Source organism: Paenibacillus sp. RU5M, assembly GCF_900221055.1.
Classification (GTDB): Bacteria; Bacillota; Bacilli; order Paenibacillales; family Paenibacillaceae; genus Paenibacillus; species Paenibacillus marchantiae.
This window is the reverse complement of record NZ_OBQM01000008.1, coordinates 154009-167088: the sequence shown is the minus strand read 5'-3', so window position 1 is coordinate 167088 and position 13080 is coordinate 154009. Positions and strand designations below refer to the sequence as shown.

The following is a 13080-nucleotide window of genomic DNA, read 5'->3' as shown; positions in this document are numbered from 1 at the left end:
CGCACAGATGTCGAATACTGTCCTGATCCGTTCGAGGGTTACACCTTCCTCAACTTTTTCAAGTGAAGTCCGTGTTCTAATATCTATTCTATAAACTTTTACGCTCAGGAGCATTTCCTATTTTTAGTTCAATTGATGCATAAATTAGATGAATCGAATAATTGGAACATTTCCGACCCCACAAATGTGCTCTGATTGTATGGCGTTTTGTTGTTAATCGCTTATCCTACAATGGTTTCTACACATTTTCAGGTTTCACCCGTTTTGCAGCCTCCTTATTTAGAATTGTGGTCCATAATGTCCAAAAACAAACCGTCAAGATAAATATTAACCATTTGGCTTGGTATTCAACAAGAAAATGGGTATTTCTTGAAATTCAATGTATAAACCAAAAGCCGCCTGTAATGCGTAAAAGCATCCGGGCGGCTCTTTTGGACTTAGTTTATTTAAACTGACAGACATTTTATTTTTTTAATGTGGCACCTGAGACTGAAAATCGCTCCGGCTGGACTGATCTGCATGGTAAAAGACCACATCGCCCTCCTTTAAGAGCCAAGTTCTGCCTTGATTGTCTACTGGACTGTTGTTGAAACCTTCCATCTTCCACTGATTCATCAGCGGAGCATAAATGTATTGCAGGTGTGGAGCCTCTGTATTCCCATCTCGAAGTGTCTCGATATTAAAGTTGACCACGATATATCCGTCCTTCAGAAATACAGAAGCCTTTTCATCCAGTTGATTTTGTCTGGCAAGCGATTCGAGATTGGTTCCCTTTGGCACGGCGTATACATCTGCAGGCAGGCTGTATTCTCCGTACCAACGCTGGATCGCCGCATTCGCTCGGTCCACACTAACACCCGAAGGAATGTCTGTCTTGGGTCCAATCAGTGTACGAATGGAAGCGGGTAGGATCATCCAGTCATAGCGGCCTACCCATGTTTTCTGGTGAGAGGTTTGATCAACAAGCGTAACCATATAATCGGCGAGCGATCTCTGGTTACGTTCATCGGCTGTCAGTTCATACGTATACTGATAACGCGCCGTATCCCCCAATTCCGTACCGGGTACATTACGCAATCTCGAGTTCAGGACAACAAACCGTTTCTCCAAATCCTGCGCCGATCCTATTCTGATAAGTCGCTCTTGACCGCGGTGGTAGTAAAGATCGACTTCTTGTCTGGAAGAGCCGTCTTTGCTCACAAAGTAGAATGTTGGAGTAATTCGAACACCATCCTGTTTGCCAAACATATTTCCTTTTGTTTTCAGGTCGAACTTGATATGGTAACCCGTTTTCACCGCAATATTACTAAAACCCTGCACAGGGTGACTGCCTGGGCGAACAGGTAACACGAATGGTGCCAGATTCCCTCGCGGATCACCATCAATACTGTTAAGTCCTGTCCAGTAGCTCACTCCTGTCGGCTCCGAACTCCCGAGTTGCTTGCGGAACACGTTCTCCCAATTATAATCGGCGATATCCGTAACGTGAAAATCATACAATCGCCCAACAACCTCCACCGGGACCGTATCTGCCGCAACATGATGGGTCAGATTTGTGTTGGCATCCTGCTGTTCGGTGAATGTCGAAGGAGCATTTTCCGCAATATTGCGAAATTCAACTCGGTAATGCCCTTCATCCACCCATACTGGAAGATAGAAAATGGTATCCAGTTGGTTAACCGGAATGTCCACCCAGGTCTTGGCTGGAATGAACTGACTCCTATCGGCGTTATAGACGTCAAATGGGAAACGAATCTGCTTGATGCGAAAATACTTAGCATAGTCCCTATTGCCATAACCCGGGTAACTGGTTGCGTCCAGATGCTGCCCTGAGGTCGGGATGCGCACGATAAACGGTCGTTCCAGAATAAGCGCCGAACTGGTCGGATCAGGCACTGTTTTCTGGTTATGGGGCTGATCATCAGACACCCAGGCGTAGTTAACGACAGGCGTGTGCACCGTGACAGAATTGATTCCTTGAATAGAAAACTTCTGATCCTGACCGCCTTTAATGTTTCCAGGAATCAAGCCATATGCGATCTCGCCCGTTGTCGGTTGGTCCGCCTTGTTGACCAGTGTATTCTGAATAGTTAAACGATTCTGGTACAGCACGTTGTCGCCGATCATACCAGGCTGTGGAATTGTCCCAGGTCGCGGAGCAGTCTTATCCATCGAAGCAGGGTCCATCACAGTGGTACCGTTAAACACTACCTTGTCATTATTTACAGTGTTCTCTTTAACCTCGGCTTCTGCTTTGGTTTGGAATAATGACGTCTCATCAGGTGTAGGCGGCTCGCTGTCACCGCCTGACTTTGTTTCAGTGCCAAGGTCGATTTCCTTGCAAGGTGCAGGTTTCACATGTGCGGTAACCGCATCATCATTAGCCGATTGTAAGGTCGGGGGTGTATATCCGTTTGGAGTCAACGTTACTGTACCACCGTAGCCACCAAGTGCATAATTGGATATCGTAGCTTGATTTAGCTGATAGACTTCCAAATTATCAATCTGCCAATAACTATATTGTCGTGTAACCTGCATTGGTTTTTCCACAGGAACGTCTAGTTCCTTAGGTTGTGGAGGTGTTCCTGGGTCATTAGGCCCTGTCGAGGCTCTGCCCGGAATCGTCCATGTTTTGTGATACTTCTTTTTTACGTTGACCGTATAAGTCACTGTTCCCGTCATGTTCACCCAACGGTGCTGGAACAAGTATCCTCTAGCCATGACATTTGCATAGAGATCTTCAGAAGTCGGGATGCCACGGGTGACATCAAACTTCTCAGACCCCCGATCATCAGCTTTCAGCACGCCCGAAACGGAGGGGTCCATGACAGCCGATTCGATCAACGCTCCTTTATTAGGAGGACTGATGGTCACGGGGCAACCCACAACACCGCCGTTACCTGGATCAGTTCCCCCGTCTCCTCCGTTGCCTGTGCAGTCCTTTACCTCTAACACCTGTGTTCCTCGCTCATCCAACTGCTGGGCAGTGTCCACAAATCGGGCAGTGATGGTGGTGCTTCCGACGATACCTTTGATCGTCATTTTCCCATCTGCACCTATGGTCGCTACTGCTGGATTGGAGCTTTGCCAGGTCAATTTGGGATGAGCGGTAAGCTCATGAACAGAAAGATCTGACTTGGTCAGGATAGCTTTAGCTTGCAGCGGTGTGGCTGTGTCTGCTTTACAAGCGTTTGGCAGGTTCACAATGAGTCCTGGTTCGGACGTTACCGTAATGTCAGCCGTATCCGAGATGAGGTATGTACCGTTGTTCCAGATTGCACGCACAAAAGCAGTACCCGGCTTTTCAGCCTTCACCATTCCGGTTTTGGGTTCAATACTCACAATACTAGGATCGGATGACCACCAGGTGGTTTCAGCTTCGCGCCGACTTACGTCGATGCCTTCACTAAATTGAGTTGCACCATAATTTTTCGTTTTAACTTTGGCTACCATCTGTTTAGTTTCTCCGACCGTTAGAGTGGAGTCTGGAGTTACGTCGATTTGCTTTTCTTCTTCGAGATCCCCTTCCCAGATGATGTCCATAGGAGTGTAATAAACGACATTGTATTTTGGACAACCTTCCGTTGTCTCACCACCATTTAAAAAAGGTTTTTTTTCAGTCGGGGTATGGTAGCCTCCAGTAATTGTCCTTATTGCTACAATAGTAGAGGGAAATGGAGGACTTGGGTCCCCTACGCCAGTATAAGAATTTTGATCTGCTCTACCTTGATAGTCAACATCATGTATTCGAACATTTTTAATATTTGTTGCATCTACTTTGTTTCCATTATAGTCAGGCCAACTTTCTGGGGGCCATTTACTGAAATCAACATTATCAGGTATTTCTTTAGCTTCAGGATATGGACTCGAACAACTTCCTACATTTCTCGCATAGGTTGGGCCTCCCGCATGTTCAGCTTTAAATCGCCCGTCATCGACTTGGTACCAGTACACTCCTGGTGTTCCTATAGTAGGTGTTGCTAAGACCGTGACTTTATGAGGATTTTTCATTGATTTTGGCCCATACTGATCTGTTGCTGCATTAATGAAATTAATGGGTAGTAGGGAATTAGCTAATAATTCACTAACAAACACAGTTATCAAAATGAGACTAAGGAAACGTTTATTGATTTTTTTCACCACCCGAATCAAGCTACCTTTGAATTTTAAACGCTCCTTCTGTATCAGACTTCAAGAAATAGGACCAAGACTTATTTCTTAAAGTTGATGTAATCCAAAATCTTGTTTCAACACCCTTTTTAATCAGTTCACTAGAATTCATGGGTAACGTTGTAAAGCCATTCTGTTTTGCCAATTCCAAATCTAAGCGATTAAATTGTATAAGAGAATCAGAAAATCCCTTGTTAAATGTTAATAAATTTGATTCTTCTAAATTTGAAGTGAAAGAAACATCAGAAAATGTTTTATACGAACCAGGAACATAATTTTTCTCCAATAGTAATGAGGCATAAATACCTTTTGGTGTGCTCTTAGTGGTATCCACGACTATTAGTCGATGTATCTTCATTACACCAGATTTGTTAGTTAAGGTAATGTAACTTTTGGATAAGTCTGAAATATTAGCAGAACCCGAACTATACTTATAATTACTAATCGTCGTTAAATTCGTTCCTGTTGTACCTACCTCACGCATTTCATTCAGATCACTGTACTTCCCTGCATCCGTGCCCTCGACATCCATATAACGTAGCAAAATAGCAGACACTTCGGCTCGCGTTGTTGGATCAGCAGGCTTCAAGGAACCATCCTCAAATCCACCCACAATGCCAGTCCCGCGAACAAGTGCAAGATAAGGAATTTGCTCTGCACGAATCGTTCCACGATTCACTTCAGGGGTAGGTAGCAGTGTATTTTTGGTATCGTCAAAAGCATCCTGGAAACTGGTTCCCGACTTGATCAGTCCGTTTGCAATCCATTTCATCATCTCGTAGCGTGTGAGCTCGGCATTGGGGTTGAATCCTTCCGGATAATCACTAGCATGAATGAAGCCTTGGCCGACCAACTGTGTCACAGCTGATTCAGACCAGTGCCCCTTGAGATCAGCAAAAGGATTCTCACCTTGTACCTTTTCCAAGCTGGTTGCACGGCTGAGAAGTGTGGCATACTCACCACGAGTGATTTTGGCATTGGGGCGGAACGTACCATCCTGATAGCCGGAGATCAGATTTTTATCATAGGCTTTGACAATTGTGGCTTGCGCCCAGTGCCCTTTGATATCTTTGAACTTCGTAAGCGCAGAGGCAGTTGTGCCCGCTCCATTCGTGCTTGTAGCAGCATCCACAGTAGACACCAGACCCACGGTTCCAGTAGTCAGCAGCGTTCCTGCCAGCAAAGCCGTCGTCAACAATCCGACTATTAACACATTCCTTTTTGATTTACTACCGTTTAATCTCATCTGCTTCTTCAAATCTACTCACTCTCCTATGTACCTTAGTATGGGGCAAACTCCTGCTTCTTCAGCAATCGTACTACTCTTCAAGCCAAAACCTAAATTTGTAATAATCATCAATATTCTACCATGCAAATCTAGGCAATTGGTATTATTTTTCAGCAATCCCCATCACTAAAGGCCTGCAACCTCCCCTTCCAAAGACCCAATCCACCCCTAAAAACACAAAAAAAGGCCACGAATCCGCAGATTCATAGCCTTATGCTTTAAGGTGTCAGTCCTATTCATTTGAAAAAATTGTAATCTATCTATCACAGAATAAACGATTCTGTTCCATTTGACCAGTCCTAAAATTCAAATCAAGTAGTTTTGTTAATCATATACTTTGCAAATGGCGTCAACGACAACGCTCCGACCTCTTCCAGAGTAAACCATTGTGCGCCCAGCGAATCTTCGCCATCCGGTTCCCTTTTGATCTCATAAGGCCGACTTTCGCTTGTCAAATATACATCGTATAGAATTCCAATATGGTGCAGCTCTTCCGGCTCGCCTTCGTGAACCCACTCCAATACGTTCGATTCCGCAGAACGAATCACCAATTGTAGATTGGAAAGACCCGTCTCTTCCTCGATCTCACGGTGTAGGGCGGTCTCCGGTTGCTCACCAAACTCCAACCTTCCTCCAGGCAAATCCCATTTCCCCATGTAGGCCCCTCTCGCCTTATGTATTAACAGGACTTTTTGCTCCCAAGTGACTAAACCGTATACCCCCATGTGTGTGTACCGATCCACTTAAAGGTTCTTCCTCTCGTCTGAAAGATGCCTAACTTGCTCTTCCAATCTACGAATACGCTTATTCAACTGATAGAACGATGGAGTAAATATCACTCCAATAATAATAACAATGACCCAAACACTCAAATCATCAGCCCCTATCTTAAGAATCTCCCGACTCTAGCGATAACCGAACAATCAGTTCTTCACCCTCAATCAACAATGCGGTTAACCCTTTGTTCGAGCCAGATTGGTGATTCTCCCCGTTGGTCCAATACGCAGCTTCTCCTGATCGTATCGCTACCCGTTCGCCTGTCTCGCCTTCCACCCAACCTTCGCCTTCAAGCACCAGAAACACCTGCTCGCCCACAGCTGGATGCAAACCTACACTTCCTCCTGCAGACAGTTTCAGTTGTGCTACGTGGCAGGCTGTTGCGCTTCGGAGTATCGGCGTAATCTCTGCTCCCTCACTGCCATAAGCGGTGATGGTACGTCGGTCCTCTGGTTTGAGACGATATATCTTCACTTCTTATTCTCCTCTGCCACGGTATCGAGATCCAGAGACAAACGAATCATATCGACGCAGCGAATACCATCTTCTATAATCTCTTCTTCATAATGTTTCACAAAGAAATCCCGATCAACCCCTACAATGCGAAAACCACAGCGTTGATATAGCTTCAACTGATGAAAACTTGAGTTGGCTGTCCCAATTTCTACCGTTCGACCACCGAGCCTGCGTGCTGCTTCTATCGCTTCCTTGATCATGTGTTTGCCAACGCCCTGTCCCTGTAATTCTTCCTGTACGGCAATATTAACAATCTCAACCGTCTCTGGACGCGTCTTCAGCAAGACAAACTCTCCTACCATTTCCCCTTCATATTCAGCGATAAAACAAACACCGCGACTCAGATATTCGTCAACTATGGCTTTGGACGGATCAGCCATCAATAAAAGTTGATAAGGTTTTTCTTCTTCCCAGTCCAAAATCCGGAACGACAATTTCACACCAATCTCCACCTTTTCCTCGTACATATTCATTTACGTCCCGTTTGCAGAAGCCTATGTATGGCTAGTCACCAAATATATAACAACCTTCCGTATATAAATGTTTTAGTCTGAATTCATATTTTTCTCTTTTTATAACTTCGGGTTACTACGGAACGATTTTTATACTTTATTTCACCATCTAGTTCACCAAATCTATTAGCTACTTACCGCTCCAGCCTGATTTTGATAATGACGAATCACCATGCCAGATGTTTTTTGCATGCCCTGTTTCTCATAGAACTCCTGGAGTTCGTTATCGCACAAAAGATCAATCATATAGAGATCACCCAGACGATTAAACATACGCTTGATGAGATCTGTTCCGATCCCTTTACCCTGATACTCCGGAAGCACTTCCAGTAAGGGAATATATGCGCTAAGAACTCCATCTGAAATCGCTTGAATAAAGCCCACCACATTTCCGGTTTCTTCATCAATAGCCAGTTCGACAGCATAGGATTGTTCCAGCAACTTCAGAAATGTAGGCGTAGATGGAGGGTTTGGCCAACCTTCGAAAAAAGCCCCGCTAAGTTGGGCGATTCCTATTCCCTCCAGCGATTCACGAAATGTAATATCCATAATAGCAAGTCCTCTCCTTTTAAAAAGTAAACTTCATTATATCATAATATCTGGATATAAATATATAGAATTGGCTGATAAAATATGAGGCATGCTTCAAATAGAAGCCTTAATTATTAGCTTTATTCAAGTAGACTGTTATAACAACGCAACGTTCTATTCCTCACGTTATTCACCCGCACTTAAATGTTCATGAATTAATTTCCATTCTCCGTTGATGCCTGCAACAAATACATTGGTAGCCCGACCTTTTCCAGCAGCCGGCTCCCCTTGATACATTCCTTTCCAGTGATACGTATAAATACAGACCGCCTGTTCTTGCCCAGTCGTAATCCACGTGACATCTTCTGCACGATATACCTCATCCTTGACTGTCTCCCAAGCGTTTTCAAAATAAGCCCGAATTTCGTTAAGGGTAGTACAAGACGTTCCCGTAAACCAATATACGGCAGCCGGTGATAACCATTTGCTTACCTCATCAAACTGATGTGTATTGGTTGCTGCAATGTATCCTTCCAGTGCATGCTGATATCCCATAAATGCTTCCTCCTCCTGAGCGTTTTGAATTATTTAACTTCACTCTATTCAAGAACCGAATCGCTATACACCATAAACGTCTCTTTCAGTGTACGTCCGGTTGATTTCTCCCAAATCACACTCCGCTCAAACGTACCTGCTTGAAAAAATCGCGGGAAACGTTCTGCAAACCAATCCTGCATGGGCAGCTCAAGCGCCTGTCCTAGAGACACCCACAACAGTTCGCCTTCCGGCGGCTCGTTCAATAGCTCTCCCTCATAAGAAGTAGCCACGTAGTTGAAGACCATATAACGCAATCCTTGCTCCGGATCACAAAATTCATCAAGACCTTTGTATGTAATCTCTTTCACAACAAGTCCTGTTTCCTCTTTAACTTCTCGCACGGCACCATCCACAATACTTTCTGGAAAATCAACTTTCCCTCCAGGAGCAATGTATCCCGGAAATCCTTTTTGGTTCGGTCGATTCATTAAAAGTACCTGATCATTCCGTTTGTCCCATACCATACACATCGTTAAAATCTCAGTTCTAGTTTCCATGTTTATCCTCCCAGTTGCCTTATACAAACCTAATCCCTTGCAATTCACACATATTCACTCACTCGACAGAAAAACCTTCCAATCCTTGATTCCCAGGTATTTTTCTGTCCTCTCCGCTCTTGTGTAAATGTTGAATTAAGCTTGTATACTTCGTTGTACTCTAACACTTCTGGTACATAGATAGATTCTCCTGCTTCAATCTCTATTCCGAATCCCTCTTCACTTTCCTGATTATCTGCAAATTCAATTTCGATATAAACGCATACGAAAGACGGACCGGAAATTTCGGAGGCCCGCCTCTTTATGATGTATGCAATGTTTCGTTTTTGAACCGAATATCGAATAGGCGATACTCAGCTCATGCCTGTAATTAACACCCGGCGCTCTTTCCACTCGGCACGGCGATAAGCCTGCAGCAGACCAAATTTGCGGATACTTGCTTTCGGTACCGATTTGTAAGGCATAACGACTGTAAAGTCCTCATCAAACGGCACAAAAGACAATCCGACTTTCTCATTGGAAAGCCACTCGGCCTGAATGGGCTGCCTTGAACAGGCATCGAAGGTAGAGCCCAGTCCATCAGCAAAAAAATCATAACGTGCAGCAGGTGTTCCGGGTTCCTCCATACAGAGAAAAAGGCTGAGCTGATCACAAAATAGCATAATTTCTAAATCATGTTTCAGCCTAAGCTTCAACGCTTCACCACCACCAAGCTGCTGTTCCCAACGTAACTGATGCTCCCGTTCATCGTTCAGATATTCCCTAATATCTTCATCATCATTGGCGTTAGCACCCAGGTTGTTTTGAAACAAATCTGTATACATCATGCTGCACAACAACCCGGCGTACAGGTTTTTCTCCCGAACCTCTTCAATACCTTTACGGTAAAATACAAATCGTGGACGTAGCGGAAAATCACGAAACGAATACGGTATCTGACTATAATCATTCCAGAATGGAGCAGAATCCAGTTCAATCCATCCCCGATCATGCTCTTTTGCGGCAAAAATCAGATCTTCTCGATGCGCTTCATCAGTTAATAATTCCGTTTTCCAATGGGAAGCCATTTCTCCGGCTACTAGTCCATGCTCATGCTGTGCGGTCAAAACAAAATCATGCTCTCTCTCATATACGATCATTTGCTGTCACCCTCCCGCATGGTATACGTTGACTTTAACATAATTTGGTTTACAATTTCCTATAAGTTGCTTTTCATTCAACTTTCAGGGAATATACTAAGGGACCATCAATGTAAAGGTGTTGTCAGTTCCCTGAAATTTGGTACACTAATGATTGTGCCAACATAACATTACATACAGAAAGCGGGATCTCATGAATTTATACTCTCCTTACACCGAGTTTAACCGCAAGGAATGGGCTGACTTGAAGAAATATCAGACCACTCTTCCACTAACGACAGCGGAATTGGAACAGCTAAAGGGATTAAATGAAGAGGTATCCATTCAAGAAGTTGAGGATATTTATCTACCTCTTACCCACTTTATTGACTTATATGCAGGAGCTTCACGAGAGCTGAATCGCTTAACGGCATCTTTTTTAAAAAAAGAAGCACATCACGCTCCCTACATTATCGGTATTGGGGGCAGTGTTGCCGTGGGCAAAAGTACAACTGCCCGCCTGCTTCAGGCTATGCTGGCCAGAGGCAAAGGAAATCCAAAGGTGGATCTGGTCACTACGGATGGTTTCCTGTATCCCAATGCCGTGCTGCAAGAAAAAGGCATCATGAACCGAAAGGGATTCCCGGAAAGTTACGATATCAAGTCACTGATTCAGTTCATGGGTGATGTCAAATCAGGCAAACCCGAAGTGATGGCTCCCGTATACTCCCATCTTGCCTACGACGTCATTGCAGGTGAAGAGAATGCCATATGTCAGCCGGATATCCTCATTATTGAAGGAATTAACGTGCTCCAGGTCAAAAAGGAAACCCCACTGTTGGTCAGTGATTTTTTTGACTTCTCCATCTATATCGATGCAGAAGAGGAGCATATCCGCCACTGGTACATTGAGCGTTTCAAGCTGCTACGCAATACAGCTTTTCAGAATGAGAATTCCTTCTTCCACAGCCGTTTTGCCAATCTGGAAGAAGATGAGGCTGTTCTTACGGCAAGTCAGATCTGGAAAGATATCAATGCCAAAAATCTGCACGAAAACATCCTGCCAACTAAAGGACGAGCCAGACTGATTCTGAAAAAGGAAGCGGACCATTCGATTCAGCGCATTCAATTGCGTAAGCTGTAAGTGTCATAATGAGCAGAAACATTCTGCTTAATACTCATTAAAAAGGAGACAAGACTACATGCAGACCTTGATTGTACTTGGAAGTATCATGATGTTTCTTGCTGTTGCCCTTGGAGCATTCGGTGCACATGCGCTCAAACGCAGATTGTCTGCTGACATGATCAAAATATACGAGACTGGCGTTCAGTATCACCTTGTTCACGGACTCGGAATCATCCTTCTCGGACTGTTCGCTGATCGACTGGAGCAGCCTTCTCTTGTGTTGCTGGCTGGATGGCTGCTATTCGCCGGCATCCTCTTGTTCTCGGGCAGTCTGTATGTCCTAAGCGTAACTGGCGTTCGAAAACTGGGGGCGATCACACCCCTTGGCGGAGTAGCATTTTTGGTCGGTTGGGTAATGTTATTAGTCGCCGCTTTGTAAAACCAACATCGTAAACTGAAAAGAGTGTTCTAGCCGATCTCAAAAAATCGCTGGAGCACTCTCTTTATGTTTAACTTCGCCATATACGGCGAATGCTGTGTGTGACTTTATCTCCCTGCTGTTTTTCCAGGACATATACATCAGGATTAGATAGATTTTTCCACTCCTCGAATCCAAAGGATTCATCATGGCTGCGAATGAGCAGAGATAACAGATTACCGTGTGTAATCACAGCCCCGCTATGCTCAGGCCGGCTCCACAGCTCGTCCAGCACCTCAAGGCCCCTGGCTGTCGCGAAACGAGAAGATTCACCACCTTCTTCCGTCCAGTCTTCGTCCGTGTATGTACGTTCAAGCACATCCATCCAGTTATCCAGATGAAGGGTACTAAGCACCCTTTCTTGAAGACGTTCATCCGTATGTATATGTTGCAGGACGGTTTTGCCCAGTGGGGCAGCGGTTTGAAGTGCCCTTTTCCACGGACTCGACACAATGTATTGGATTGGGTGCTCCGCCAACATCTCAGCAAGTTCTTCTGCCTGACGAAGTCCTTCATCCGTAAGCTCGGCATCCGGTTCTTGCCCTGTAGCTTTGGCATGACGAATGAGATAAATAGACTGCATCGCCCTTCAACTCCTGTTGATTCAAATTACATTCAATGCTTCTCCAGATATTTGAGTGCAATTCGCATGTTCTCCCGGTCTTCCGAACGGCCAGATGAACTAAGAAAAGTAACATTATCCTCTGTCCACACGCCCTTTTGGTCTGCCAACCCAAGAAGCTGCTTCAAGCGGTTAACCGTTCCCGTACTGCCATCAATAATCTGAATATGATCTGGTAGAACCGTACGAAGAATCGATGTATAAAACGGGTAATGCGTGCAGCCAAGTACAACTGTACCGTATAAGTTCAGATCAAGATCAGCCAGTTTAAGGCGGAAATACGCCGCAATCTTCTGTGGATCAAAGTCCAACTGCTCACACCACTCCACAAGTTCAGGTAATGGAATGGAATCGACACTGTGGTGATCATCCACTCGGGATACCAATTCATGATATTTCGTTTGACTCAAGGTTAGGGCTGTAGCAAATACAAGCACTCTTTTGCCGCTTCTTCGATTCATTTCCACTGCCGGTTTCACAGCAGGCTCCATCCCGATAACGGGGATATCATACTTGGCACGTAAATCCTTCACGGTCAGACTGGTCGCTGTATTGCAGGCAATCACAATCGCTTGCACATTTTCCTGAACAATAGCCTCCACACAATGGAAGATATGTCCTCTAACCTCATCGGCGGACTTGGTCCCATAAGGAACATGCAATGTATCGGCATAATACAGAAACGCTTCTTCAGGGAATTGATGCAAAGCTTTATGCAAGACGGTTAAACCACCGATTCCCGAGTCAAAAAATGCAATTTTCTTCTTCAAGGGTTTCACCTCTATAACGTATTCTTTCAGGTTCCTGGAACCTCTCATTCCTGCTCATGATGACTGGGAGGTGAGTTA

Annotated in this window: 13 protein-coding genes; 2 read left to right on the top strand and 11 right to left on the bottom strand. The window is 44.7% G+C overall.

Annotated features, from left to right (window positions below; all coding sequences use genetic code 11):
- Positions 1-471 precede the first annotated feature (471 nt).
- The 9 genes from CRO25_RS22295 to CRO25_RS22255 all read right to left on the bottom strand — a co-directional run bounded on the left by CRO25_RS22295 (position 472) and on the right by CRO25_RS22255 (position 10027).
- The gene (locus CRO25_RS22295; protein ID WP_256863731.1) at positions 472-3543 is read right to left on the bottom strand and encodes a DUF5704 domain-containing protein; all 3072 of its coding nucleotides are present in this window, start codon (positions 3541-3543) and stop codon (positions 472-474) included.
- A gap of 610 nt (positions 3544-4153) precedes the next feature.
- Positions 4154-5428, bottom strand: coding sequence for an S-layer homology domain-containing protein (locus CRO25_RS22290; protein WP_079696511.1), 1275 nt, complete (start codon positions 5426-5428; stop codon positions 4154-4156).
- Between the two features lie 341 nt (positions 5429-5769).
- On the bottom strand, positions 5770-6183 hold the full coding sequence (locus CRO25_RS22285; protein ID WP_240321356.1) for an NUDIX domain-containing protein: 414 nt from the start codon (positions 6181-6183) through the stop codon (positions 5770-5772).
- Between the two features lie 163 nt (positions 6184-6346).
- A complete protein-coding gene (locus CRO25_RS22280; protein WP_063564173.1) occupies positions 6347-6709 on the bottom strand; it encodes a cupin domain-containing protein in 363 nt (120 codons plus the stop codon).
- A complete protein-coding gene (locus CRO25_RS22275) occupies positions 6706-7224 on the bottom strand; it encodes a GNAT family N-acetyltransferase (protein ID WP_079696510.1) in 519 nt (172 codons plus the stop codon). The genes CRO25_RS22280 and CRO25_RS22275 overlap by 4 nt, the downstream gene beginning before the upstream one ends.
- 165 nt (positions 7225-7389) lie before the next feature.
- On the bottom strand, positions 7390-7812 hold the full coding sequence (locus tag CRO25_RS22270; RefSeq protein WP_079696509.1) for a GNAT family N-acetyltransferase: 423 nt from the start codon (positions 7810-7812) through the stop codon (positions 7390-7392).
- A 168-nt stretch (positions 7813-7980) separates the two neighbouring features.
- Positions 7981-8349, bottom strand: coding sequence for a nuclear transport factor 2 family protein (locus CRO25_RS22265; protein WP_079696508.1), 369 nt, complete (start codon positions 8347-8349; stop codon positions 7981-7983).
- Between the two features lie 44 nt (positions 8350-8393).
- On the bottom strand, positions 8394-8888 hold the full coding sequence (locus CRO25_RS22260) for an 8-oxo-dGTP diphosphatase (RefSeq protein ID WP_079696507.1): 495 nt from the start codon (positions 8886-8888) through the stop codon (positions 8394-8396).
- Between the two features lie 353 nt (positions 8889-9241).
- The gene (locus CRO25_RS22255; RefSeq protein ID WP_063564169.1) at positions 9242-10027 is read right to left on the bottom strand and encodes a DUF3891 family protein; all 786 of its coding nucleotides are present in this window, start codon (positions 10025-10027) and stop codon (positions 9242-9244) included.
- 193 nt (positions 10028-10220) lie between these two features.
- Between CRO25_RS22255 and coaA the strand changes: the two genes are divergently transcribed.
- Both coaA and CRO25_RS22245 read left to right on the top strand, forming a co-directional pair.
- Positions 10221-11150, top strand: coding sequence for a type I pantothenate kinase (gene coaA / locus CRO25_RS22250; RefSeq protein ID WP_063564168.1), 930 nt, complete (start codon positions 10221-10223; stop codon positions 11148-11150).
- A 58-nt stretch (positions 11151-11208) separates the two neighbouring features.
- Positions 11209-11571, top strand: a complete 363-nt coding sequence (locus CRO25_RS22245) for a DUF423 domain-containing protein (protein WP_072734064.1) — start codon at positions 11209-11211, stop codon at positions 11569-11571.
- Between the two features lie 70 nt (positions 11572-11641).
- Here the strand turns inward: CRO25_RS22245 and CRO25_RS22240 are convergent, their stop codons facing one another.
- Both CRO25_RS22240 and murI read right to left on the bottom strand, forming a co-directional pair.
- The gene (locus CRO25_RS22240) at positions 11642-12193 is read right to left on the bottom strand and encodes a histidine phosphatase family protein (RefSeq protein WP_079696506.1); all 552 of its coding nucleotides are present in this window, start codon (positions 12191-12193) and stop codon (positions 11642-11644) included.
- Positions 12194-12225: 32 nt separating this feature from the next.
- Positions 12226-13050 (bottom strand): glutamate racemase, encoded by an 825-nt coding sequence (gene murI / locus CRO25_RS22235; protein ID WP_079696505.1) that lies wholly within the window; start codon positions 13048-13050, stop codon positions 12226-12228.
- Positions 13051-13080 lie beyond the last annotated feature (30 nt).

Coding starts and splice junctions, on each gene's coding strand:
- CRO25_RS22270 (WP_079696509.1), bottom strand. CDS start 7,812: ATGGATATTACATTTCGTGAATCGCTGGAGGGAATAGGAATCGCCCAA.
- CRO25_RS22275 (WP_079696510.1), bottom strand. CDS start 7,224: ATGAATATGTACGAGGAAAAGGTGGAGATTGGTGTGAAATTGTCGTTC.
- CRO25_RS22255 (WP_063564169.1), bottom strand. CDS start 10,027: ATGATCGTATATGAGAGAGAGCATGATTTTGTTTTGACCGCACAGCAT.
- CRO25_RS22285 (WP_240321356.1), bottom strand. CDS start 6,183: ATGGGGGTATACGGTTTAGTCACTTGGGAGCAAAAAGTCCTGTTAATA.
- murI (WP_079696505.1), bottom strand. CDS start 13,050: ATGAGAGGTTCCAGGAACCTGAAAGAATACGTTATAGAGGTGAAACCC.
- CRO25_RS22240 (WP_079696506.1), bottom strand. CDS start 12,193: ATGCAGTCTATTTATCTCATTCGTCATGCCAAAGCTACAGGGCAAGAA.
- CRO25_RS22245 (WP_072734064.1), top strand. CDS start 11,209: ATGCAGACCTTGATTGTACTTGGAAGTATCATGATGTTTCTTGCTGTT.
- CRO25_RS22295 (WP_256863731.1), bottom strand. CDS start 3,543: ATGGACATCATCTGGGAAGGGGATCTCGAAGAAGAAAAGCAAATCGAC.
- coaA (WP_063564168.1), top strand. CDS start 10,221: ATGAATTTATACTCTCCTTACACCGAGTTTAACCGCAAGGAATGGGCT.
- CRO25_RS22260 (WP_079696507.1), bottom strand. CDS start 8,888: ATGGAAACTAGAACTGAGATTTTAACGATGTGTATGGTATGGGACAAA.
- CRO25_RS22265 (WP_079696508.1), bottom strand. CDS start 8,349: ATGGGATATCAGCATGCACTGGAAGGATACATTGCAGCAACCAATACA.